Genomic DNA, 22711 nt, shown 5'->3' with positions numbered 1-22711 from the left:
CCAGGCAACAGCCATGAGCGCTCCCAATCTCTACCGGCCAGCACATGGTTACGCCGATCTCGTAGAGCGGATGTTCCATGAATTTGAGGATCAACACCAGCTAGTCGTCATCCGCAAAATCGTGGCCGAGTGTCAGTCCGACCTCATGGGCGAAGCCGGTTCACCCGCGCTCCCGGAGCTGCTGGAAAGGCTGGCTCGGCAACGACTCAGCAACCTACCCAGGACCCGAGATCGATAGACCGAGTAGTCGCTCCTGGTCGGCACGGAAGGCCCGTGCCGACCAGGAGGATCTGTCCCGCTCTGCTAGCCGCTGCGGCCTAGCGTTCCAGGGGGCGGCACGGCCGCAAGGCAAGCAGTCATACCGGCATCAGCCCGGTGGGGCATTTCGAGGACGCCGGTTTCCACGACGTCGTAGGCGATATCGATCAGCTTCAGGTGCTCCTGGCTTGGTGGAGCAGAGATTCAACGCGCCCAGCGAATCGCGTCGCCGATCGATCCGGCGTCGTGACCGACTTATCGCTTGATGATGTTGTGTACCTCGACGACCTCTGGCTCGCCTGGGTCTATACCGAGTTCAGCGAGGATCGGGGCGAGGCGCTCGCCGAATGCTGCCATCTGCTCTGGCGAGTCCCAGACCTGACTGACCCGATGTTTGTCGCCCGACCCGAAGCAGATCTCGAACTCGAGTCCGTCAGCGGGTAGGACGCGTTCTTCGTATAGCCGACGCACAGCGTTGTCGTACTGCTCCGCCGTCAGCGACGGGGGAGCGAACCGAATAAGTGTGCTCACGGCTATCCTCCATGTTGGGGTCGTGCCGCCATGTTGGGGTCGTGCTCAACATACGCGCTTCCGTCGGCACGGCAACGGTTCTTGGCGCCATTTCTCGGGGCCTTTGGGAGCAATTAAGACAAGACGTCGGCTATTGAATGCCCTCCCGCGAACATCCGGTCATGTCGCGATCTCCGCGACTGGATCTGCCGATATGCGCGGCCAACCGCGCCGGCAGGGCGCCGTTGGAGCACAGCTACTTCCTCGCCGCCCCTATCTATTCGCCTTGCTTGGGAACAGACTGCGACCCAGTGGCGGCATCGCGCTGTCCGAAGGCCGGCGTCCGGGTGCATCGAAGCCGCGTAGAGGAGAGCACATGAGAATTACATCCGCGAGCCTTCTGCGCTTGGCGGGCGTGTCTGCTGTGTTGGGGGGTTTGTGCTACGTCTTTGTCGGCATCTTCCATCCGGCAAATGTTCCGGCATCGGTGACTACGACTCGTTGGGAAGCGGTCCATATCGTTGCGTGTGCCATGTGCTTCTTCGCGCTACTTGGCTTGGCGGGTATATACGCGCGGCAGGCCGTGAAGTCCGGCTGGCTGGGACTCGCGGGATATGTCTTGTTGAGCCTCTGGCTGGTGCTCATCACGGGCTTCAGCTTTGTCGAGGCTTTCATCTTGCCGCATCTGACGAAAGCCGCGCCGACGCTTGCCGACGGTTGGATGAAGATGTTCAACGGCGGCACCAGCCAGATCGACCTCGGTGTCCTCCCGACGTTGTGGACGCTGTGCGGACCCCTATACATCGGCGGCGGTGTCCTGTTTGGCATCGCCACGTTCCGAGCCCGTATCTTGCCGCGAGGCGCAGCGGTGCTGCTCGTCCTCGGCACGGCGCTAGCTCCTGTCGGTGCGTTGCTCTCCCTTGCGGCGCAGCCGAAAACTGCCATCCCAACAGGACTGGCCATTGCGTGGTTGGGTTACGCGCTGATGACCGAGCGGCAAGAGCCGGCCGTAGCGCGTATTGAGCAACCGATCGCGGCAGCCCTATGAGCCGTGAGGCCGAGTGGCCACATCGACGGATCGCGCTCGCGGCGGGAATCGCTTACGTGCTGACCTTCGTCTCGATACCGACCCTTGCTCTATACACATCCGTGAAGGGCGCGAACTACATTCTCGGCTCCGGCTCCGACACGGCCGCGATCGTCGGGGCACTCCTAGAGATCGTTGTAGCGCTCGCAGGAATCGCCACCGCCGTCATCCTGTTTCCGATGCTCAGGAAACAGAACGAGACCTTCGCGCTCGGTCTCGTCGCCGCCCGCATCCTCGAATCCGGCACCATCTTCGTCGGCGTCGCCTTCATCCTGTCGATCGTGACTCTCCGGCAGGACGGCGCCGGAGCTGGTGCGCTGATTACCAGCCACACGCTCGTCACGCTTTACGATCGCATCTTCCTACTCGGACAAAGCTTCATGCCAGCAATCTGCGATCTGCTCCTGGGATACATGCTGTATCGGTCGCGGCTGGTGCCGCGACGTTTGTCGATCATCGGTTTGGTCGGGGCGCCCCTTCTCGTTGTTGGCTATCTCGCCATCCTGTTCGGCGGGATCGAACAGCACGGCGCTCTTGCCGGTCTGTCCGCCCTTCTTGTCGCCGTTTTCGAGTTCTCCCTCGGCATCTGGCTGATCGTCAAAGGATTCAACCCGGAGGCTGTCGCCGACCTTGAACGCAACGCTCGCCACATCGAGACGGTCAACGCCTGACCGGCGACACAAAGGCGATGAGATCCGACCAGGCAGCCACCCGGGGTCAGCTTCTTATCGTGACGGTGGTGTCGGTGGTGGCCCATTGGTAGAGCCAGGTCATGGCGGCAAGCGGGAGGTGGACGCAGCCGTGGGATCCGTTGGCCTGGTACTGCGGGCCGCCGTAGGGGAAGGTCTGCCATGCGGCGTCGTGGAAGCCGAAGTCGCCATTAAATGGCACCCAGTACCGGACGAAGTCGCTGTATCCGGGGCCGACGAGGTAGCGGTTCGTTTGTTTGTCTTGAACATGCCAGGTGCCAAGCGGGGTACCGTCCCCGACGTTTTCGGCCCCGGTGGTGACCAAAGTCGAATACACCTGCGTCGTGGCCTCGCACATCCAGGCGCGTTGTGCGACGACGCTGACCAGGACCAATCTGGGTTGCTGGTTTGTCGCACAGGGGGTGGTGTCGGCAGCAAGATTGAGGACGGGTGCGGCGAGGTGCTGGTTCGGGTCTGGGGATGCGGGCACGGACCGTGCGAGCGGTGTCGGTTCAGCCGAGCGCAGGGTAGGTGCTTCAGGGGATGCTGCTCTCAGGCTCAGCGCTGCGAAGACCGTAGCCACGATCAGCACAGGCAATGCGTATGCGCGCCATCCGTACCGAGTAGTGAAGGAACGCAACCGGCCCGCGAACTGGAAGTCGCGAATCGTTCTGAGTTCCTCCTGTTCGCTCTGACGCCACCACGCCTGACCAGTGCCGGGGACCGAGCGCAGGAGATCGCGGACGCCACCATCGCCCGCCTTCGGCCATTGGACCTCGACGGGTTGGTGCTCTACGACATCGATGACGAAACCACGCGGAACCCGACGGAGCGCCCGTTTCCGTTCATGCCGACCCTCGACCCGGCCGCGTTTCTCGCCGACAACCTCGCGAGCTGGGCCTCCCCGGTCATCGTCTACCGCGCCGTAGGCAAGTACCCCCGCGCGGAACTACGGAGATGGCTCGCGGAGCAGGACGCTTCGCGCGTGATGCCGGTACTCGTTGGAACCGCGAGCAACAGCATCCGGCCTGAGACGTCGCTGCCGCAGGCCCAAGCGCTCAGCCGGGAAGCAAACCCAGCGTTGGTTCTGGGCGGTGTAGCGATCCCCGAACGACACAGTCGACGTGATGACGAACATCTGCGGCTTCTGGCCAAGCAAGAGGCGGGTTCGCGTTTCTTCGTGACCCAGGTCGTCTACGACGTCAACGCGGCAAAGAACCTGGTCTCGGACTACTACTACGCATGCGCCACACGCGGAACCGCTGCCGCCCCTATCGTGTTCACGTTCTCGGTGTGCGGCTCAATGCGGACGTTCGAGTTCCTCCGTTGGTTGGGCGTCGCCGTCCCACGCTGGATCGAGAATGACCTCAGGCATGCCACAGACACACTGGAAGCGTCATACCAGTTGGCCCTCGCCACGGCGATCGACCTCATCGGCTACTGTCGCAACCTCGGCATTCCCTTCGGCATCAACGTCGAGAGCGTCTCGATCAGGCGGTCGAGATCGAGATGGCGGTCCGCCTCGCAGAACAACTCGGGGCCCAAGCTTCGACCAGCGCGGCAATCACCCTGATCGGGTGAGAATGCGTGTGGCTGACGTTGGGATGGTGGTTGTATGTCGACACCAAAGCCGGTCACCCGGTCAATCGTTCAGCAGCAGGCCAACCTTCGTGACGGTCTTCCGTTCGTTGACACGCAAGACTTCGAGGACGCCAATCGTGGTCTGGTGGCACCGATCGAAGGGCCGGTTACCGGCGAAGACGGCAGGGTGTTGTGGGACAACTCGACGTATTCATTCCTGGCGGGCGACGCGCCGGACAGTGTGAACCCGAGCCTGTGGCGGCAGTCGTCGCTAGTGGCAGTGGGTGGGTTGTTCGAGGTTGTCGAGGGGATATATCAGGTTCGCGGTATGGACCTGTCCAACACATCGTTCATCGAGGGCGACGAAGGTGTAGTCGTTATCGACACGCTGCTTACGAAAGAGACCGGATCAGCAGCGCTGGCCCTCTACCGCAAACATCGTGGTAACCGACCGGTCAAAGCGATCGTCTACACCCACTCGCACGTCGACCACTTCGGGGGCGTGAGAGGTTACGTCACCCAGGAAGAGGTCGACGCCGGACAGGTACCAATCTTCGCCCCGGACGGTTTCGTCGAACATGCGATCTCGGAGAACGTCTATGCCGGCACGGCGATGAGCCGCCGATCTGCGTACATGTACGGCGCCGCTCTCGCTCGCGGCCCTCAAGGCCAGGTCGGTGCCGGACTGGGCCAGACCGTCTCGACCGGCAGCGTGACCCTGATCGCCCCGACTCACCTCATCTCGACAACGGGTCACGAGGAGATCGTCGATGGCGTGCGCATGATGTTCCAGATGGCACCGGACACCGAAGCGCCGTCGGAGATGCTGATCTACCTGCCCGACCATAAAGCCTTGTGCACGGCCGAGGACGCCACCCACAACTTGCACAACCTGCTCACGCTGCGCGGCGCGGTGGTTCGGGACCCGCACGTCTGGTCGCAGTACCTCACTGAGACGATCGACCTGTTCGGCGCGGAGGTCGAGGTGGCCTTCGCCTCGCATCACTGGCCCACCTGGGACAACGAGCGGGTCGTGCGGTTCCTGTCCATCCAGCGTGACCTGTACGGCTACCTGCATGACCAGACGTTGCGCCTGGTGAACAAGGGACTGGTGGGGCCCGAAATCGCCGAAGCGATCCTGCTGCCCCCAGCATTGGAGAACGCCTGGCATACCCGGGGTTATTACGGCTCGGTCAGCCACAACGTCAAGGCAATCTATCAGCGTTACCTTGGCTGGTTTGACGGCAACCCGGCTCACCTGTGGGAGCACGTCCCGGTCGAGAAGGCCAAGCGTTATGTCGAGTTCATGGGTGGTGCGGATGCCGTCGTGGACAAGGCCCGCGCTTCGTTCGACGCGGGTGATTACCGGTGGGTCGCCGAGGTCGTCAATCACGTCGTGTTCGCCCAGCCCGATCACGCCGCCGCCCGAGAGCTGCTCGCCGACACCTACGAACAGCTGGGCTACGGCGCGGAGAACGGCACCTGGCGCGATTTCTACCTCTCCGGTGCCACCGAGCTACGCGATGGCCAGTTCGGTTCGCCGACCGACGCTGCCGCTCCCGACCTCATCGCCCAACTCACCCCGGCCATGCTGTTCGACGCCATCGCCATACAGGTCAATGGGCCCAAGTCCTGGGACGAGAACCTGAGCATCGACGTGATCCTCACCGACACCGACGAGCGATACCGGCTGCGCCTGTCCAACGGCGTTCTCACTTACAGCGGCCATCCGCAGAAAGGCGATGCTGAGGCCACGCTGACGACTACCAAACGAGCGCTGCCCGCCCTTGCCCTCGGCGGACTATCCGCAGACGGCCTCACCAAGGCCGGCATCGAACTCAGTGGCGACGCCTCCGTGCTCGCTCGGCTCTCCGCAGTCCTAGACCCCGGCGACAAGAACTTCGCGATCGTCACGCCGTAGAGCTCCGTCCGCCCGCGATACCGCCATCCAGCAAGACAAGACGTGCCCCGGTCCGTGGTGACGGACCCGACGGACCGGGACAGTGTGCACCGGCGTCAGCAGGTTGCCTTTGAGGCGTCCTCGATCAGATCGGCAACGATTCTCGGGTGACTGATCATCGCCACGTGGGACGAGGTCGGGATTTCGACGACCTTGCGTGCCTTCGCGCGGTCGTACATGAAGCGTTCGCACTCGGGCGGGATCGCCTTATCGCGGCCGGCGACCAGCCCCCAGGACGGGATGGTCTTCCACGCGGCGGCCTGGGTCGGGTAGATGAACGAGTCCGCGTCGAACGGTCGTTGGGTGGCCTGCAGGACGCGGAAGGTTGCTGTCGGGATGTCGGCGGCGAAAGCGGCTTGGCCATCCTTGCTCAGGTATAGGTCCGTTCCGGTGGTGCCGTCTGGCTTGGTGTACGGGACCGGAACGGTCACCGGTTGGACCTCGCTACCGGGGAACTTGGTGATGAGCTCTCCCTGCGTCTCGCCCACATCGGGCACGAACGCTGCGATGTAGACCAGCGCCTTGACGTTGCTCTTTCCGGCGGCCGCGTTGGTGACGACGGTTCCGCCCATCGAGTGTGCGACGAGCACGACCGATCCGGTGATGGAGTCCAGCAGGCTCGCGATGTAGGGCGCGTCGGTCGGGATGCCTCGCAAGGGGTTCGATCCGCAGATCGTGGCGTATCCCTTGTCCTGCAACTCCGCGACGGTGGCATTCCAGCACGATGAATCGGCATAACCACCGTGCACCAAGACGATCGTGGGCTTCATCTTCGACCTCCCTTGTCTATTCCTTTCGTGGCCGCTGCCGCGGCCGAGCTGCATTGGTTTACTTGATCGCCTGCGGATTGATCGGAGAGCCGACGGCCTTACTGATGTTCAATGGTGGTGCGACAAACATGAACTCATAGACGCTATCGGCCGCACAGTCCTCTGCGAGAGTTTCGAGGTCGAACATCTCTCCGATAGTGATTCCGGCATTTACCGTCATAATGGCGTGCAACGGCTGCCACATCTCGGGCAGCGTCTCATTCGGCTGCACCTCGAACCAGCTCGTATCTGTAGCCACAGCGGCGACGTCCAGAGGGCAGAAAAAGTCAGCCGCAGTAACCCCGAGACCCGGAGCGTTCCCGCCGGCGTACTCGTCGCCCCAGCTGCCGCGCTCGCGCACGAAGGCGAGCCGCCCCGATCGCACAAGCACGACGTCACCAGCTCCAATCTCGACGGCTTGACTTTTTGCACATCCCGCGAGGTCTTCGTCGGTGATGGATTCACTGATGTCGAGCCACTGCTTGCCCTTGTACCGCGCGATGTCTAATAGGACACCGCGAGTCACGACCTTGTCCTTCATCGCGGTGATTGAGTTCTTCTGAGCTCCACCACTATCGACCGAGTCTGTGCCGTAGCCGTTGTACATCTTCTCGTCCATGAACACATGTGACAGGGCATCCCACTGGGTCGCGCACTGCAGAATCATGTACACCGCATCATCGGTATAGCCAAGCGGCGACATCCCTGATTGCGCTCCGGATGCGATGTCCCCGCCATCTTGAAGCATGACGTGTGCGGGATTGATCCGACCAAGCGCACCTGTCATCGGACCATCGGCATCGAATGGCAGAGAGAGCGAAAAGACCTCGCCCCGGCGTACCAGCTTCGCGGCGGATGCCACCTTCTCCGGGGTTACCAAATTGAAGGTGCCGACCTCGTCGTCTGGACCCCACCTGTCCCAGTTCCGGTATTGGGTGCACATTTCTCTGACTTTCGCCAGCGAGTACCTCGGCGTGCTCGTTTCTTGGTCCTGCGTCATTGCTTCTCCCTCGAAACTGCTCCTTCTTGCGACCGTTGGCGACGGCCCTGGGGGGTGCTTGACCGGTGTCAGGTCAAGTGTCACCCGATCTTGAAGCAGACCCAAGGGCGCGAGGCAATCAACCCTGGGACTGTGGGCTGCATCTTGGTCATCGAGCTACCCCCCGGACCCACCGCGGGCGGCCCGTCAGATTTCTGACACGCGGCTCGCGCGCCGTGGGGTTGATGGGGTCCGCTAGCGTTGCGTAGGTGGATTTGATCCGTCATATCGAGGCCCGTGGAAGTGAGTTCCTGATCTTTGCGCTGACTCCACCACGCCTGGCCACGGACGCTGAGCGAGTGCAACAGATCGCGGATGCGACCAAGCAACGTCTCGGCACACTCGGTCTCGACGGTTTGATCCTTTATGACATCGACGATGAGTCAGCCCGCAACCCAGATGAACGACCGTTCCCGTTCACACCCACGATTGACCCCGCCGACTACCTCGCCAACCACATGGCAATCTGGCCGACGCCGGTCATCGTCTACCGAGCGGTGGGAAAGTATCCGACCTCGCAGTTGCGTGCCTGGCTCTCGGCTCAGGATCCGTCGCGGGTGATGACGGTCTTGGTAGGGGCCTCAACGACAACCGCAGCGCTAGGCACCTCCCTCGCGGACGCGCAGGCGATGCGTAAGGAGGTCAACTCGGGGCTATCGTCCGGTGCGGTAGCTATTCCCGAGCGTCACAGCAGGCGCGGCGACGAACACCTGCGGCTACTGGCTAAGCAAGGCGCTGGCTCGAGCTTCTTCGTCACCCAGGTCGTCTACGACGTCAATGCGGCAAAGAACCTGATCTCGGACTACCACTACGAATGTCAAACGCGCGGAACCCCACCTATCCCCGTCGTCTTCACGTTCTCCGTTTGCGGGTCAATGAAGACCCTCGACTTTCTACGCTGGCTCGGTGTTGACGTACCGCGATGGATCGAGAACGACCTCAAACACGCGACCGACACTCTGCAAGCCTCCTATCAACAGGCTCTCGCCACGGCCACCGAGCTGATCGGCTTCTGCCGGGCACTCGGCGTGCCCTTCGGGATCAACGTCGAAAGCGTCTCGATCCGCCGAGTCGAGATCGAGGCATCCGTGCGACTCGCAGCCGAACTACGAACACGTCTACACACCTAAACGGGCGCAGCCGTTTGGTCTCAAGCCGATGCCGCGATCCGCGCAGGTCACGCCCGATGAGTGCCACGACATCCGGCACGGTGTGACGAGGCAGCCGTTTCAGCGTCGCACAGGTGTCATTCCCTCGGCCCGGGCAACCGCATCGGGCACGATCATTCTGGTTACCTGGCCGCTGTGCTTGTCGACCAGGCGTGGACCATTGGCTGCCGGTGCCTCGTCCCGCTGGCCGCCGCTGGTGTCGAGCACGACTAGAAGGTATGACGTCGCGTCCTCTCGTGACCGTCTGCGGTCGACGCGAAGCTGCGCAGAGTCCAGCGTCGCTTCGACGGCTGGGATTGCTTCGTCGAGGGTCACGTCAGCCACCTTCCATATCCGACAAGGGTAAACGCTCATCGCTCAGACGAAATATCTCGACCGGCACATCGTGGATGCTTCTCATTCACCTGTATAGCGATATTCCGGCTGCCACGGATCGTCTGAGTGAACGACCTCCCAGTAGCGCTCAGCGATGCGCTCTGGGGTGAAGGCGGTATCGGCCACGATCTGCCCTGCGATCGTGAGCGTTCCAACGCGGATGCCGTCCTGCGCCAAATCGGCCCCCAGCATCGTCGCGGCCGACCGGAGCGCGGCTTTGCCGAGCGAAACGGTGGCCAGGGCCGGGATCGGGATATCGGCGAATCCGCCGCCCGTAACCAGGATGGTGCCGAAACCAGCAGCTCGCATCGCCGGCGCAGCGACCTGTGCGACAACGATCGCGCCGATGACATCAACCGCATAGGCCGTCTGGAGGTGGGCCACGCTCGAGGTCAGGAGCTGGTCGGGAGCCCCCATGACCGCGTTGTAGACGATCACGCCTGGCGCGCCGTTGCCGCGATAGACGGCACCCAATCGTGCGCCCAGTTCTTCGGGGTCGCTGGCATCGGCGGCGATCGTGTTGATGTCGGCACCCGTGTCCGCCAGATCGCTGGCAAGCCGATCGAGACCGTCGGTGCTTCGGGCGACCAAGGTGATTCGGTAACCGCCCTGGGCGAAACGACGAGCCACTGCGGCCCCGAGGCCGGGCCCGGCGCCGACCAGTAGCAGGTGGCGGCTGTCGATCCCGCTTTCTTGACCGTCGCGCTGCGCTGTGCCTGTCATGGATTGCTCCTCACTCGTGGAGGTGGCTTTATGACATTCCAGCCGACAGCCTAGACGCCGATCGGTGTGGCCCATCCCGGCCGTTTGATGAGGCAGAACGGATGACCGGCGGGATCGGCGAACACATCCTCGCCGTCCAGTTTGGTCGCCCCGAGGGCCAGTACGTGTGGCACGGCCTCGAGGACGTTCTCAACCATCACATCGAGGTGAATCTGCTGTGGGACCTCCGACGACGGCCATGTCGGCCGACGGTGATTGGGCGCAAGCTGGAATGCCAAGCCCGATGATGTGTCGTTGCCGGCCACGACGACGAAGTCCTCACTGTCATAGGTGATCGGGTTGCCAAGCAGCGCAGAGTAAAACAGCGCGAGCGCCTTGGGGTCGGGGCAATCGAAGATGACGTGGTGCAACCGTCCGAGCATAGGACGATCCTCCCACTACTCGCGCCGCATGCCACCTGGAAACGTCGTACGACGATGAGCCAGAGTTCGGACGGGATGAGAATGCTGCCGCCGTCATCTCGAGGCCTCGCTGGGTAGCCCAGCGCGCCGTTGCTGCCCGACCTGTTCGGCCATGGCTGCGCGGTCACGTTGGCGTTCGAGCTTTCGTGAGACCGGCAGCACGAGGAGCACGACGATCACAACGGCCCATGCCAGTAGTCGGAGCAAATCGCCGCCGACGCCGTGCCCGTCGAAGTACAGGATGCTGCGCTCCGCGTTGGTCGTCTCCGCGCCGACCCAGAAATGGTTGAGGAAGCGCCAGAACGGCGGAAGCATCGTGGCCGTGTAGGTGGCGCCGAGGCTAGGAATGTTGAGGAAGACGAAGACGGCGAGCGACACGAAGAGCGCGGTCGGGCCGATGACCACCTGAAACAGCCTGGTGATAAGGCCAATCACGAACGTATAGAGTGCGCCGACGCCGATGAAGGCGAGGATCGTGCCGAACGAACCGGTATACGTGCCGAAGCCGAGACCACCGATCAAATACGCGAGCATCGGCACCAGGACGGAGACCGCGACGATTATTGGATAGCGGCGACGGGGCGTGAGCGCTGGAGCCACCGTGAAGAGCAGGGTGACGGCGAGATAGCCACAGATCGTGCAGACGATCATGAACAGGAATATGCCGATCCCGATCTCATCGCCAGGTGGCAGCGGGCGGACGTCACGGACGACGAGTTGCGATCCTGTTGCCGTAGTGACGGATCGAGCCAGGGTTTCAGCTGCTGTCGCTACGAGTCGGCCGCCGGCGCTGGCGACGATAATGGTCGCCGGTTGCTGCGGGTTGACGGTAGGAACGAAGGCCGCGTCGAGATCGCGCTGGCGGACGTCGCGCGCTGCGTCTGGCACCGTGGCCACCGGGCTGATGTCGAAGGCCGAGCCGGCGACCTGCTCGAGGCGGGCGCGGAGCTGAGCAGTCTGGGTGGCTGGCCCGACGACACCCACCTTGATGCCGTTGGGATGCGGCTTGTGGTACGTGCCGATGATGCAAACCGCGAACATGATCACGAAGAAGATTGGAATCAGCATCGCTTGCAGGGCGAGCTGCGTTTGGACTCGTTGTTCGTCCTGCGCTGGGGCTCCGGGTTGAGCATCGCTCGTCATGTCACGCCCGCTACGCACGAATGCGAATGTCGCCGTCGACCTCTTGCAACTCATAGACGGTCAAGGGCCGCCTCGCCGGGCCAACGATCACGGCACCCGTCGCGATATCGAACCGCGAGCCGTGGCATTGGCACATCACCGTCGTCCCGCTGAGCAATCCGGCCGAGAGCGGGCATGATTCGTCGGCGCAGGTGCACAGGTCGTCGAATGCATAGAGCTGCCCGTCGACACGAGCGATTGAGACCCGGAGCTTTCTATCGGCCAAGTAGTAAGGAACGACGAAGTTATCGGCAATCGCATCGCTCGGAAGCAGCGTGCGGAACGGATGGGCTGCGAGCTCGGTCATCGAATACTCCCTGTCATCAGTTGGGGGTAACTGTCATCGAGTAGTGGTCATCAATAGGGATAGTCGGGGATCACGTCGGCCTTCTTCGCGTCAAGCCGTAGCTCGCCTGATGCGCCCGCGGGCACCGCCGGGCGATGGGGCATGACCGGCGCGATCCGCAGGTAGCCAGAGCCCAACGGGGGTCGAGGGTCCACTTCTCCCTTATTCGGCCAGAGCGACATTGCCCGCTCGGCCAACGCAGTGATCGTCAGTGACGGGTTCACACCGGTGTTGGCCGGCATCACGCTGCCATCAATGACGTGAAGGCCCGGCTGGCCGAATACGCGCTGGTACGGGTCGACGGCGCCAGTCTCGCTGCTGTCCCCGATTGGGATTCCACCGGTGAAGTGGGCCGAGGCGGTGCGGTTGATGACCTCGAACGGCAGCGCTCCCTCGTGGCCGTCCATCTTCGCGGCCATCCGGTCGACGAACTGCTCGACAATCGGGATGTGGACTGAAGGAGGCACGCCGGTGTGCCGGCTCCGCAGCAGACCGTCGTGCCAGTACAGCTCAACGGATGTGTCGGTCGTCTGCGAGCAGAGCATGATGACCGTGCGCTCGGCCCAATCGCGCGCGTCGTCGAAGCTGAGCACCTCGGTCGGGTGTTCGATCAGCTGCTTGACCCACGCCGCGGTCGTATGCTTCTGCGGGCCACTCTGATGGTAGGTGACCAAGAACGCGAACAGGTCATTTCCGACGCCCCAGTAGACAGGCTCGATGCTCGTCACCGGATCAGGCCAGACGCCGGAAGTGATCGATACCGACCCTGGCGTGAGCCGGATCTTGTCCGGATCACGCTCCCACTCGCCATGCGATCGCGTGATCGCGAGTAGCTGTTCGGAGTTCGTCCGTGCTCGTCGCCCGAGCTCGCTCGAGAGTCCGGTCAGCCGGCCCGCGTGCTGCATGTGCAGCAGTAGCTTGGCGGAGCCGTACGCGTGGGCGGCGACGATCACCTGCTCAGCTGTGTACATGTGGTGGTGAACGTGCGTTGCTCGCTGCGCCCAACCTGGGTGCCGCGCGCGCACCTCGAAGCCGCCGCCGTCAAGCGGGGCGAGGTCGTACACCTCGTGTAATTCGTGGACTTCGGCGCCGATTTTCTCCGCCAGATAAAGGTAATTCGTCGTCAGTTTGTTCTTCGCGTTGTGACCACAACCGATATTGCATTTGCCGCACGAGATGCAGCCGGTGCGCCGCGGTCCCACGCCGCCGAAGTACGGGTCGGCGGCCTCCACACCGGGGCTTCCGAAATAGACACCGACCGGGGCGCTGTTGAACGTTTCCGCTCGATCGAAGTCAGCCGCAACCTCGCGCATGACACGATCAACGTCGGTAGGCAGGTACGGGTATCGAACGACGCCGAGCATCCGGGTTGCCTGGTCGATATGCGGTGCCAGCTCGTCCGCCCAGTCCGTGATGCCCGCCCACTCGGGCGCGTCGAAGAACTGTTTCGGCGGGACGTACAGGGTGTTGGCGTAGACGTGGGACCCACCGCCGACGCCCGCCCCGCAGAGCACGAGAACGTCGTCCAGATACTCGACTCTCTGGATCCCGTACAACTCAGCCGCGGGAAACCATAGAAATCCTGGCAAATGCCACTGGCTCTTGGGAATGTCGTCGTCCTTCCAGCGCTTGCCGGACTCCATGACCCCAACTCGGTAACCCTTTTCCGCCGCACGGAGCGCAGCGACGCTTCCGCCGAATCCCGAGCCGATGATGACCACGTCGTAGTCGAAGCTCGCCATTGCCCTCTCTCCTGTAGTTGTCGGCGTCCGCATCGCGAGCGGCCGCCGCGACCCAGCTGAATAGAACTGAGCTGAATAGGACCGAGCTGAAATAGCTGGCCAAGCTCTCCGCCAAGCCTCGCCAGGTTGGGCTATCTCTCGCGCCAGTAAGGGCCCTGGGCAGCACACTGGAAAAACCGAAGCACTATCTTCACGCGCGTCGGGCTACGATCGGGCCAAATGGTGGCCGATCCGGTTTCGGGGCCGGGGAGCTTGTACGGGCGTGGTTCCGAGTGCTCCCAGCTCGATGACATGGTCGCCGCGCTACGCGCCGGCGAGAGTCGCACCCTGCTGATTCACGGCGAGGCCGGGATCGGAAAGACAGCGCTTTTGGACTATGTCGTGGTGGCGGCCACAGACCTGCGGCTCCTGCACGCTGCGGGTGTTGAGTCAGAGATGGAGTTGCCGTTCGCTTCCTTGCACCAACTCTGTTCGTCACTGCTGGACACCGTGGAGCTACTCCCCCCGCCACAGCGCGACGCGCTCGAGGTCGCGTTCGGCCGGACCGCCGGGCCCGCGCCGGATCGATTCCTGGTCGGGCTGGCTGTTCTGACGCTGCTGTCGAAGGCTGCCGAGGAGCGCCCTGTTCTCTGTGTCGTCGACGATGCGCAATGGCTGGATGAGGTGTCGTCGAAGACTCTGGCGTTCGTTGCGCGGCGACTATTGGCAGAGCCGGTCGGAGTTCTGCTTGCCGCACGCGAGCCCATCGCAGATCTTCGGGGGCTGCCCGGGCTGGAGGTTCTCGGGCTCCGGGACGGCGACGCCCGCGCGCTGCTGCGTTCGGCCGTCATGTTTCCCCTCGACGAGCGCGTCCGCGATCGCATCGTTGTCGAAACGCGAGGCAATCCGCTCGCATTGCTCGAGTTGCCCCGCGGATTGACTGCTGAGCAGCTTGCCGGCGGTTTCGGACTCCTCGACGCCCCGGTGCAAGCGTTACCGACTCGGCTGAAGAAGAGCTTTCGCCGGCGGGTCGAAGGCATTCCGGCTGCAGCGCGTCTGCTGCTACTGGTCGCGGCCGCTGAGCCGGTCGGTGACCCGGTCCTCGTCCGGCGCGCAGCCGAGCGGCTCGGGATAGACATCGCCGCAGCGCAACCGATAGACGGGTTGCTCACGATCGAGGAGTCCGTGACGTTTCGGCACTCGCTGGTTCGCTCCGCGGTCTACCGGTCTGCGCCGGCGGATCAACGCCGAAGCGTCCACCTCGCGCTGGCGCAAGTGACCGATCGGGACGTCGATCCAGACCGTCGGGCATGGCATCTGGCTGCCGCCGCCCAAGCACCGGACGAGGCGGTGGCTCGGGAGCTGGAACGCTGCGCAGGTCGCGCACGAGCACGCGGCGGAGTCGCCGCCGCGGCCGCCTTCCTGCAGCGCGCCCTCGGGCTGACCCCCGACCCGGGTCGGCGAACGGAGCGCGCCCTCGCCGCGGCCGAATCAAGCTTTCAGGCGGGATGGCTGGAAACCACACAGCGGCTGCTGGCGGTGGCGGAGTCTTACCCGCTCGACGGGTTTCAGGCCGCACGAGCAGCGCTGGTGCACGGCCACATCGCGCTGGTGCTCAACTACGGCAAGGACGCTCCGCTGCTCTTGCTGACGGCTGCGAGACAACTCGAAGCCTTTGACCTCGAGCTCGCTCGAGAGGCCTATCTGACTGCCTACGCTTCTGCGATGTCCGCCGCGCACCTCGGGCAGCCAGGCGTGTTTCTCGACATCTGCCGATCCGCCGAGAAGCTTCCTCCCCCAGCGGGCGGTCCGGACGGCAAAAGCCTGCTGCTGGAAGGCCTTGCGAGGGTACACACCGCCGGACGTGCCGCGGCGATACCGATCTTGCAGCGGGCGGCGAAAGCCCTGGCGCAGCTGCCCGACGAGGACGTGCTGCGGTGGGGGTGGATAGCCCCGATGGCCAGCCAGACGGCGTGGGACCCCGACGCCGCGACCGAAGCCTTCGAGCGCCACGCCGAGATCGTGCGAGCCGCCGGTGCGCTCGCGGAGCTGCCCGTCTATCTCAGCTCCGTGGCGCTGGACAACGCGTGGAATGGAGACCTGTCCGGTGCCGGCCTTCTGATCGCGGAGAGCGACACCGTGGCGGCGGTTACCGGCAGCCAGCTCCCTCCGTTCGCCACTCTCAGGCTCCTATCGATGGGAGGCAAAGAAGCCGAAGCGTCGGCGCTGATCGCGGCGACGATCGCACAGGCCTCCGAACAGGGACAGGGCCTGGCGGTGCGGGTGGCTCAGTGGACGGCCGCCGTCCTCTACAACGGCATCGGTCATTTCGACCAGGCGGCGGCGGCGGCGCGTGAGGTGACCGCGAACGACATCGATCCCTATCCACAGATGTGGGCGCTGCCCGAGCTCGTTGAGGCGGCAGCCCGAATCGGCGAGCACGATCTTGCACGCAACGCGCTGCAACGACTGGCCGACATGACCCGACCGGCAGGCACCGACTGGGCACTTGGCACCGAGGCACGCTCGCGGGCTTTGCTGAGTCACGGCAAAGACGCAGAGCTCCTTTATCGCGAGGCAATCGAGCGATTCGGCCGAACCAACCTGCGTCCCGAGCTCGCCCGCGGGCATTTGCTCTACGGGGAGTGGCTGCGTCGTGAAGGGCGTCGCAGCGACGCGCGCGATCAGCTTCGCACGGCTCATCACATGTTCGCCGCCATCGGAATGGAGGCGTTCGCCGAGCGCAGCCGCCGCGAGCTGGTCGCGACGGGCGAGACGATCCGAAAGCGAAACGCGGAGACGCACGACGAGCTCACCCCGCAGGAGGAGCAGATTGCCCGACTTGCGCGCGACGGGCTCTCGAACCCCGAGATCGCCGCGCAGCTGTTCCTGAGCTCCCGGACGGTCGAATGGCATCTCCGCAAGGTGTACGCGAAGCTCGGAATCAGCTCGCGTCGAGAGCTATGGGCCACATCGCCGCAGTCAGTGCGTTCTTAGCCGGAGTCGACGGCGCCTGCCTCGGCCACGACTAGTGACCGGCCCGCGTCGGCTCACGCGTGACCCGGGTGCCGACCAGGATTCGCGCGGGTGCGATCAACGGCGCAGGCGGCAATCGTGACATACAGCCAAGGTCCCGAACCGAGGAGTCACCTCATGGATGGGAGAAACTCAAGGCGGGCGCTTGTGGCCCTCGCCTGCGCGGCTCTGACCGCGCTAACCCTTTCGGTCTCAGGCACGCGCGCCGCTGCCAACAGCTTGGGTATCCCTTCGCGCACCGGCGCCGATCCGGTCGTCGCCACCCAACCAGGTTTCGTTCGCGGCACAGCCGTTACCGGGGGGTACGCCTTCCGCGGGCTGCCCTATGCCGCTCCCCCGATCGGTAACCTGCGCTGGCGCCCACCGCAACCCGCAACGTCATGGCGCGGGGTCCGCGACGCGACGCAATACGCGCCCAGCTGCCCGCAGAAGCCGAGCCTGTTCAAGCCGCCTGGCCCGCAGTCCGAGAACTGCCTGTACCTGAACGTCTCCGCCCCGACGTTGCGCCACGACGCGAAGCGGCCAGTGCTGGTATGGATCCACGGCGGCGGCTTCACCCAGGACGGCGCCCTCAACTACGACGCCACCAAGCTGGCCGCCAACGGCGTCGTGGTCGTCACAATCAACTACCGGCTTGGCGTGTTTGGCTTCCTTGCGCACCCGGCGCTCGCTTCGCGGCCGGGCGGTTCGGCCGGCAACTACGGCTTGATGGATCAGCAAGCGGCACTGCGGTGGGTCAAGAACAACATCGCACGCTTCGGCGGCGACCCACACAACGTGACGATCGCAGGCCAGTCGGCCGGTGGGGTGTCGGTTCTCGCCCAGCTCGTGTCAGCAGGCGCGCGGGGGCTGTTCCAACGGGCGATCGTGGAAAGCGGCGCGTTCGCACTGAACCAGGTGCCGCTCGCCAGCGCCGAAGCTTTCGGTACGACGTTCGCGAACCAGGTCAACTGCCCGGATCAGACGGCGCAGTGTTTGCGCCACGTGCCGGCCGACACCCTCGTCGGCACCTTCCCGGACGCTGCCATCCCGGGCGTCGTCGATGGCAAGGTCCTCACGGAATCGATCGGAACTGCGCTGGCTGCTGGGCATTTCGCCCGGGTGCCGATCCTCAACGGCGTCAACCACAACGAAGAACTCATCTTCGTCGCCGGACTGCACCTGGGCGTAAGCGGCGGAATGTTCGTACCGGCACCCGAACCGACTCCTGAGACTTACGAGAGCGTGATCGCATCGGTGCTTGGCGTGTCAGCGTCCAGGGCGGCGGCGGTCGCAGCCGAGTACCCGGTCACCGCGTACCCGGCGCCGGTCGTGGCTCTCAGCACGGTTGTCTCGGACGCGAACTTTGCATGCCCGGCGCTCCAGGTGGATCACGTGGTGTCCAATCGCGTGCCCACGTTCGCCTACGAGTTCGATGACGACACCGCGCCGCAACTGTTCGCCGGGCCCAAGTTCCCGCCGGTCGCAACGCATTCATCCGAGATCCAATACCTGTTCGATCAGCCGAACGCGCCGTTCGCAACCCCGCTGAACGCCCATCAAGAGGTGCTCGCAGCGAGCATGCGCGCGGCTTGGGCGAAGTTCGCGGCGGTTGGAAATCCGTCGACGGCAGCGGTGCGCTGGCCGGCATTCAACACGCGGTCGAAGGTGCTGTCGCTGGTGCAGCCGCAACCTCAACTCGAGCGCAACTTCGCGTCAATACATCACTGCGGATTCTGGGCGGCCGGATGAACCCGCGATCCGGTGGCCGCTTTTACAGCCTGTCGTTACCACTGATCTCCACTGTCGGAAGGAGGAGGCATGTCAACCATCCATTTGACGCAAACCACCGCCCTCACCCCCAAGCAGTACATCGCCGGCCTCACCGATTTCGGGCCGGGTCGTTCGAAGATGTTTCCCCGCAGCGCTGACAGCGACCTGAAGGTTCACCATGTCGGACAAGGCGAAGCCGACGTCACGGAAGGGTCAGGTGGCGTCTGGGAGCGTCTGCAGTACGACTGGTCCAATCCCGACCGCGTCGTTCTCACGACCACCGATTCGAACGTGTGGGGCAGTGGGTCCGGCTACACCTACACCTTTACGCCCTCGCCCGATGGGGCGACCGAGGTGAACGTTGTCATTGTCCGTAACGGCAAGAATCTCAAGGGTCGGGTACTCGCGCTCGTTGTCGGAAGCGTCGGCCGGGGCGTCCTCAAGAAGGCGTTCGTCAATAGCGTAAAGGCGATCGAAGCACGCAACAATGTGACGACCGGTCGATCACAAACAGGCGGGACGGACCTGCCGTCATGAGCGCAAACAATCAGATCGGTAAGGAGCGGCCATGAGCACCTCGCTGACCACACCAATCAAGCCCCAGTTCCGGATGGTCGACGGAGTACGGATCCGGTACGCCGAGGGCGGCGGTCCGCACGAACCGGTGATATTGCTGACCTGCCCTTGGCCCGAGAGCATTTATGCATTCACCCGGATGTGGAACACGCTCGCCGAGCACGCCCGCTTGTTTGCTGTTGATCTCCCGGGCTTCGGCGCCTCGGACCGTCGAGATGATCTGATGTCCCCACGAGCGATGGGAGGGTTTCTCGCACAACTTATTGCCGAAACTGAGCTTGGGACCCCTCACATCGTCGCGCCGGACGTCGGCACCTCCGCCGCCCTGTTCGCGGCGGCAGCACACCCCGAGCGGATCGCAAGTGTGGTCGTCGGCTCCGGCGGAGCCGCGGTTCCGCTCGATCTCGGCGAGCCGCTCCGGTCCCGGGTGCTCGATCCCGACCTCGACAAATATCGCCAGCTGGACTCTCGCGCGAGCATCAACACCTCCCTTGACACCATCGCGGGCGGTATACCGGACGAGATCCGCGCGGACTACCTCGCCTGCTATGACGGCGACCGGTACGTCGAATCGATGCGCTACGTCCGCAAGTATCCAGAGGAGCTGCCAGCGCTCGCCGAATTGCTACCGAGCATCACAACTCCGGTCACGATCGTGAACGGCGGCCACGACCGCGTGGTACCGGTCTCCAACGCGGAGTTTCTCCACGAGCGGCTGCGCAATAGCCGCCTCAAGATCCTCGACACCGGCCACTTCGCTTGGGAGGAAGCCCCGGCCGATTACGCCGCAGCGATCCTGGACTCAATTGGCGGCCCGGGGCGGTGAGAGTCCGTCCGTAGATCAGATACCCGGAGATCCATATGATGTCGGACGTATCAGAAGCAGGTCGCACGTACGACACGCTCAGGGTGAACAGCGAACGAGGAGTGCTGTTAACGGAAATCGCGGCACCGCCGATGAACCTGCTGGGGCCTGAACTGGTTCGCGACCTCGTCTCGCTCCTCCAACTCGCAGAGGCAGACGACTCTGTGAAGGTCGTCGTCTTCAAGAGTGCCGACCCTGACTACTTCATCTCGCACGTCGACCTGACTCGGATCGCTGAATATCGGGCCGAGGCGGCAAGATTGACCGGCGAGGCGTCGATCGCCACCCTCTTCCGTCACATCAGCGCGAGTCCGCTGGTCACGATCGCACAGATCGAGGGACGCGTCCGTGGTGCCGGCAGCGAATTCGTCCTGGCCTGCGACATGCGTTTCGCTGCGCGGGAAAGGGCGATCTTCGCTCAGTTCGAGCCTGCGTTCGGGCAGATCCCGGGCGGTGGCGCGGCCCAGTACCTCACTCGGCTCATGGGTCGCGCGCGAGCGCTCGAGGTGATGTTGAGCGCGGACGACTACGACGCGGACCTCGCCGAGCGGTATGGCTGGATCAATCGTGCGCTGCCTGCAGACGCGTTGGATGATTTCGTCCGAGCACTTGCCCATCGGATTGCAGCATTCCCAACCGCCGGGCACACCGTGGTGAAGCAGCGCGTCAACGAGATTTCGCTTGCCCCGCTCGAAGACTTCCGGCGGGACTCCGACCTGTTTCGTGACGCCGTAGGTAGCGCCGAGACGCAGCGCTTGATCCAAAGCGCTATGAAACATGGCCTTCAAACCCGGGAGGCGGAATTGGACCTGGCAGCATTGCTAGCTGAGGCGACGCTCGGCGAGGCGAGGTAGGGCCTCAGGCGTCCTGGCATCATTGTCGCTATGACCGAGTCCGACGCGGTGGTGGGAGCAGGCACGTTGCAGGGCACGGCGAGCGATGTCGTCCGGTTTCCCCATCGGTGGACAGCAGAGGGCGTCACCGTGCAGACGTCGTTCACCGGGGCACACCTGTTGCATCTGGCAGTTGCCGGTTGCGTGCTGAACGACGTTTTTCGAGAGGCCGACCGACTAGGCATCATCGTTCATGGTGTGCGTGTAACTGCTTCCGGCGACTTCAACACCGAGACCTGGCAGTCGAAGGGAATCGGTTACCTGGTCGATGTCGACAGTCCAGCATCGGTCGACGAAATCGAGACGTTGCTGGCAGTCGTGGACGATGTTGCTGAGATACCGAAATCGATTCGGGCCGGAGCCCCTGTGCAGCGCACGCGCGCCTAGCCGCTCAGGCCGCCGCACGGGTGCATCCCGAAGCGGAACCTATCCCAACTGGTCGCGGCGGCGTCTCAGGTAGGCGGTTTCGGCTGTGTTTCCCGCGAGAACGATGGCTTTGTCGTACGCGGCGCGCGATGGCTCAGTGTTGCCCAATCGCCGCAGCAGATCGGCACGGGTTGCGTGGTAGGCGTGATAGTCGGCCAGCGCCTCACCAAGACGGTCGACGGCTGCCAGTGCCACCTCCGGGCCGTCAAGCTCGGCGACCGCAATGGCTCGGTTGAGAGCAATGATCGGCGACGGGTCGAGGCGGACGAGTTGGTCGTAGAGGGCGACGACCTGCGACCAATCGGTGTCGCGTACATCGCGGGCGTCGGTGTGCACGGCGTTGATCGCGGCGAGGATCTGGTAACGACCCGGGGGCACGCCAGCGGCGGCAGCAACGAGGCGCTCCCGCACCAGCCGATGACCCTCGGCGACCAGCGCCGCGTCCCAGGCTCCGCGGTCCTGCTCGTCAAGGGCGACCAGTTCACCCGTCGCCGAAACCCGGGCCGGGCGGCGGGCCTCGGTGAGCAGCATCAGCGCCAACAACCCGGCCACCTCCCCGTCCTCAGGCATGAGGGCTCGGATCAGGCGAGTCAGCCGGATCGCCTCGCCAGTCAGAGCGGGACGAACTGGATCGGTGTCGGGGCCGCTCGCCAGGTAACCCTCGTTGAAGACCAGGAAGAGAACGGCGAGAACGCCGGAGACGCGTGTTGGGAGATCTTCGGCTGACGGCACCCGGTAAGGGATGCGGGCCGCCTTGATCTTGGCCTTTGCGCGAGTGATCCGCTGGCCCATCGCGCTTTCCTGCACCAGGAAGGCCCGGGCGATCTCTGGCACGGTCAGACCGCCGACCATGCGCAGCGTCAGCGCGATGCGGGTTTCGATCGCGAGGGCAGGGTGACAGCAGGTGAAGATCAACCGGAGCCGCTCGTCATCGATGGCACTGGCAGCGCCAGCAACACCGTAGGACTCGGACGCGTCCTCGTACAACATCTGAGCCTCCTGCTGCTTGTCGCCGCGCTTGCTTTCGCGCCGGATCCGGTCGATGGCTTTGCGATTGGCCGTGGTGGTCAACCACGCGCCGGGGTTGGGCGGTACGCCGTCGCCAGGCCACCGCTCAACAGCGGTCGCGAATGCCTCGGCCGCAGCATCTTCAGCGATGTCGAGGTCACCGAAACGCCTGGCCAGGGTGGCGACCACCCGGGCCCACTCCTCGTGGTGGGCCAGGGTGATCGCCTCCCGGACATCGACCACCC

General features: G+C 64.1%; 23 protein-coding genes. 12 read left to right on the top strand and 11 right to left on the bottom strand.

The genetic code is table 11. From position 1 onward, the window contains the following. The first annotated feature begins 13 nt into the window (after positions 1–13). A complete protein-coding gene (locus ACSMXN_RS07500) occupies positions 14–238 on the top strand; it encodes a hypothetical protein (RefSeq protein WP_022916123.1) in 225 nt (74 codons plus the stop codon). 275 nt (positions 239–513) lie between these two features. On the opposite strand, the gene ACSMXN_RS07495 is transcribed toward ACSMXN_RS07500, so the two are convergent. Continuing rightward, a complete protein-coding gene (locus tag ACSMXN_RS07495; RefSeq protein WP_155958626.1) occupies positions 514–789 on the bottom strand; it encodes a hypothetical protein in 276 nt (91 codons plus the stop codon). Positions 790–1144: 355 nt separating this feature from the next. On the opposite strand from ACSMXN_RS07495, the gene ACSMXN_RS07490 reads away from it, so the two are divergent. After that, positions 1145–1816, top strand: a complete 672-nt coding sequence (locus ACSMXN_RS07490) for a hypothetical protein (protein ID WP_455407724.1) — start codon at positions 1145–1147, stop codon at positions 1814–1816. Further along, positions 1813–2526, top strand: a complete 714-nt coding sequence (locus ACSMXN_RS07485; RefSeq protein ID WP_455407723.1) for a DUF4386 domain-containing protein — start codon at positions 1813–1815, stop codon at positions 2524–2526. Before ACSMXN_RS07490 ends, ACSMXN_RS07485 begins: the two co-directional genes overlap by 4 nt. 46 nt (positions 2527–2572) lie before the next feature. Here the strand turns inward: ACSMXN_RS07485 and ACSMXN_RS07480 are convergent, their stop codons facing one another. Beyond that, the gene (locus tag ACSMXN_RS07480) at positions 2573–3136 is read right to left on the bottom strand and encodes a L,D-transpeptidase (protein ID WP_455407722.1); all 564 of its coding nucleotides are present in this window, start codon (positions 3134–3136) and stop codon (positions 2573–2575) included. A 177-nt stretch (positions 3137–3313) separates the two neighbouring features. Between ACSMXN_RS07480 and ACSMXN_RS07475 the strand changes: the two genes are divergently transcribed. Next, a complete protein-coding gene (locus ACSMXN_RS07475) occupies positions 3314–4117 on the top strand; it encodes a methylenetetrahydrofolate reductase (protein WP_196811461.1) in 804 nt (267 codons plus the stop codon). Positions 4118–4159: 42 nt separating this feature from the next. Next, the gene (locus ACSMXN_RS07470; RefSeq protein WP_022915681.1) at positions 4160–6046 is read left to right on the top strand and encodes an alkyl sulfatase dimerization domain-containing protein; all 1887 of its coding nucleotides are present in this window, start codon (positions 4160–4162) and stop codon (positions 6044–6046) included. 95 nt (positions 6047–6141) lie between these two features. On the opposite strand, the gene ACSMXN_RS07465 is transcribed toward ACSMXN_RS07470, so the two are convergent. Continuing rightward, complete coding sequence (locus ACSMXN_RS07465; RefSeq protein ID WP_196811460.1) at positions 6142–6855, bottom strand: alpha/beta hydrolase; 714 nt, start codon at positions 6853–6855, stop codon at positions 6142–6144. Between the two features lie 58 nt (positions 6856–6913). Continuing rightward, entirely contained in the window at positions 6914–7894 is a 981-nt protein-coding gene (locus ACSMXN_RS07460; protein WP_022915680.1) for a cyclase family protein, read from the bottom strand. A 248-nt stretch (positions 7895–8142) separates the two neighbouring features. Between ACSMXN_RS07460 and ACSMXN_RS07455 the strand changes: the two genes are divergently transcribed. Continuing rightward, entirely contained in the window at positions 8143–9063 is a 921-nt protein-coding gene (locus tag ACSMXN_RS07455) for a methylenetetrahydrofolate reductase (protein WP_022915679.1), read from the top strand. Between the two features lie 99 nt (positions 9064–9162). On the opposite strand, the gene ACSMXN_RS07450 is transcribed toward ACSMXN_RS07455, so the two are convergent. The 6 genes from ACSMXN_RS07450 to ACSMXN_RS07425 form a co-directional block, all read right to left on the bottom strand. After that, entirely contained in the window at positions 9163–9417 is a 255-nt protein-coding gene (locus ACSMXN_RS07450) for a hypothetical protein (RefSeq protein ID WP_155958572.1), read from the bottom strand. A gap of 81 nt (positions 9418–9498) precedes the next feature. Continuing rightward, positions 9499–10200 (bottom strand): SDR family NAD(P)-dependent oxidoreductase, encoded by a 702-nt coding sequence (locus ACSMXN_RS07445; RefSeq protein ID WP_022915677.1) that lies wholly within the window; start codon positions 10198–10200, stop codon positions 9499–9501. 50 nt (positions 10201–10250) lie between these two features. After that, entirely contained in the window at positions 10251–10622 is a 372-nt protein-coding gene (locus ACSMXN_RS07440; protein WP_022915676.1) for a VOC family protein, read from the bottom strand. 93 nt (positions 10623–10715) lie between these two features. Beyond that, positions 10716–11804 (bottom strand): DUF3533 domain-containing protein, encoded by a 1089-nt coding sequence (locus tag ACSMXN_RS07435; RefSeq protein WP_022915675.1) that lies wholly within the window; start codon positions 11802–11804, stop codon positions 10716–10718. 10 nt (positions 11805–11814) lie between these two features. Further along, entirely contained in the window at positions 11815–12150 is a 336-nt protein-coding gene (locus tag ACSMXN_RS07430) for a Rieske (2Fe-2S) protein (protein ID WP_022915674.1), read from the bottom strand. Between the two features lie 50 nt (positions 12151–12200). Further along, complete coding sequence (locus ACSMXN_RS07425; protein ID WP_022915673.1) at positions 12201–13931, bottom strand: GMC family oxidoreductase; 1731 nt, start codon at positions 13929–13931, stop codon at positions 12201–12203. Positions 13932–14150: 219 nt separating this feature from the next. Here ACSMXN_RS07425 and ACSMXN_RS07420 point away from each other — a divergent pair, with 219 nt between their 5' ends. The 6 genes from ACSMXN_RS07420 to ACSMXN_RS07395 all read left to right on the top strand — a co-directional run bounded on the left by ACSMXN_RS07420 (position 14151) and on the right by ACSMXN_RS07395 (position 21419). Continuing rightward, the gene (locus tag ACSMXN_RS07420; RefSeq protein ID WP_022915672.1) at positions 14151–16907 is read left to right on the top strand and encodes a LuxR family transcriptional regulator; all 2757 of its coding nucleotides are present in this window, start codon (positions 14151–14153) and stop codon (positions 16905–16907) included. Between the two features lie 156 nt (positions 16908–17063). Next, positions 17064–18677 carry a carboxylesterase family protein gene (locus tag ACSMXN_RS07415; RefSeq protein ID WP_081649374.1) on the top strand — a complete coding sequence of 538 codons (1614 nt, stop codon included), beginning with the start codon at positions 17064–17066 and terminating at the stop codon, positions 18675–18677. A gap of 69 nt (positions 18678–18746) precedes the next feature. Next, the gene (locus ACSMXN_RS07410; protein ID WP_022915670.1) at positions 18747–19235 is read left to right on the top strand and encodes a hypothetical protein; all 489 of its coding nucleotides are present in this window, start codon (positions 18747–18749) and stop codon (positions 19233–19235) included. A 31-nt stretch (positions 19236–19266) separates the two neighbouring features. Beyond that, positions 19267–20100, top strand: coding sequence for an alpha/beta fold hydrolase (locus tag ACSMXN_RS07405; RefSeq protein WP_022915669.1), 834 nt, complete (start codon positions 19267–19269; stop codon positions 20098–20100). A gap of 35 nt (positions 20101–20135) precedes the next feature. Beyond that, entirely contained in the window at positions 20136–20993 is an 858-nt protein-coding gene (locus ACSMXN_RS07400) for an enoyl-CoA hydratase/isomerase family protein (RefSeq protein WP_022915668.1), read from the top strand. A 30-nt stretch (positions 20994–21023) separates the two neighbouring features. After that, positions 21024–21419, top strand: a complete 396-nt coding sequence (locus ACSMXN_RS07395) for an OsmC family protein (RefSeq protein ID WP_022915667.1) — start codon at positions 21024–21026, stop codon at positions 21417–21419. 39 nt (positions 21420–21458) lie between these two features. Here ACSMXN_RS07395 and ACSMXN_RS07390 read toward each other — a convergent pair whose 3' ends face one another. Continuing rightward, the gene (locus ACSMXN_RS07390) at positions 21459–22709 is read right to left on the bottom strand and encodes a DUF6596 domain-containing protein (protein ID WP_027140020.1); all 1251 of its coding nucleotides are present in this window, start codon (positions 22707–22709) and stop codon (positions 21459–21461) included. Positions 22710–22711: the final 2 nt, after the last annotated feature.

The organism is Parajatrophihabitans canadensis, assembly GCF_053764775.1.
Note: the sequence above shows the minus strand (reverse complement) of the source record. Positions and strands in the feature narration are given on the sequence as shown.

Bases quoted from the DNA above. Each gene is read 5' to 3' on its own strand.
- ACSMXN_RS07445 (WP_022915677.1), bottom strand. From the start codon at position 10,200: ATGACAGGCACAGCGCAGCGCGACGGTCAAGAAAGCGGGATCGACAGC.
- ACSMXN_RS07405 (WP_022915669.1), top strand. From the start codon at position 19,267: ATGAGCACCTCGCTGACCACACCAATCAAGCCCCAGTTCCGGATGGTC.
- ACSMXN_RS07435 (WP_022915675.1), bottom strand. From the start codon at position 11,804: ATGACGAGCGATGCTCAACCCGGAGCCCCAGCGCAGGACGAACAACGA.
- ACSMXN_RS07395 (WP_022915667.1), top strand. From the start codon at position 21,024: ATGACCGAGTCCGACGCGGTGGTGGGAGCAGGCACGTTGCAGGGCACG.
- ACSMXN_RS07400 (WP_022915668.1), top strand. From the start codon at position 20,136: ATGATGTCGGACGTATCAGAAGCAGGTCGCACGTACGACACGCTCAGG.
- ACSMXN_RS07485 (WP_455407723.1), top strand. From the start codon at position 1,813: ATGAGCCGTGAGGCCGAGTGGCCACATCGACGGATCGCGCTCGCGGCG.
- ACSMXN_RS07420 (WP_022915672.1), top strand. From the start codon at position 14,151: ATGGTGGCCGATCCGGTTTCGGGGCCGGGGAGCTTGTACGGGCGTGGT.
- ACSMXN_RS07430 (WP_022915674.1), bottom strand. From the start codon at position 12,150: ATGACCGAGCTCGCAGCCCATCCGTTCCGCACGCTGCTTCCGAGCGAT.
- ACSMXN_RS07440 (WP_022915676.1), bottom strand. From the start codon at position 10,622: ATGCTCGGACGGTTGCACCACGTCATCTTCGATTGCCCCGACCCCAAG.
- ACSMXN_RS07415 (WP_081649374.1), top strand. From the start codon at position 17,064: ATGGATGGGAGAAACTCAAGGCGGGCGCTTGTGGCCCTCGCCTGCGCG.
- ACSMXN_RS07500 (WP_022916123.1), top strand. From the start codon at position 14: ATGAGCGCTCCCAATCTCTACCGGCCAGCACATGGTTACGCCGATCTC.
- ACSMXN_RS07460 (WP_022915680.1), bottom strand. From the start codon at position 7,894: ATGACGCAGGACCAAGAAACGAGCACGCCGAGGTACTCGCTGGCGAAA.
- ACSMXN_RS07470 (WP_022915681.1), top strand. From the start codon at position 4,160: ATGTCGACACCAAAGCCGGTCACCCGGTCAATCGTTCAGCAGCAGGCC.
- ACSMXN_RS07465 (WP_196811460.1), bottom strand. From the start codon at position 6,855: ATGAAGCCCACGATCGTCTTGGTGCACGGTGGTTATGCCGATTCATCG.
- ACSMXN_RS07410 (WP_022915670.1), top strand. From the start codon at position 18,747: ATGTCAACCATCCATTTGACGCAAACCACCGCCCTCACCCCCAAGCAG.
- ACSMXN_RS07490 (WP_455407724.1), top strand. From the start codon at position 1,145: ATGAGAATTACATCCGCGAGCCTTCTGCGCTTGGCGGGCGTGTCTGCT.
- ACSMXN_RS07425 (WP_022915673.1), bottom strand. From the start codon at position 13,931: ATGGCGAGCTTCGACTACGACGTGGTCATCATCGGCTCGGGATTCGGC.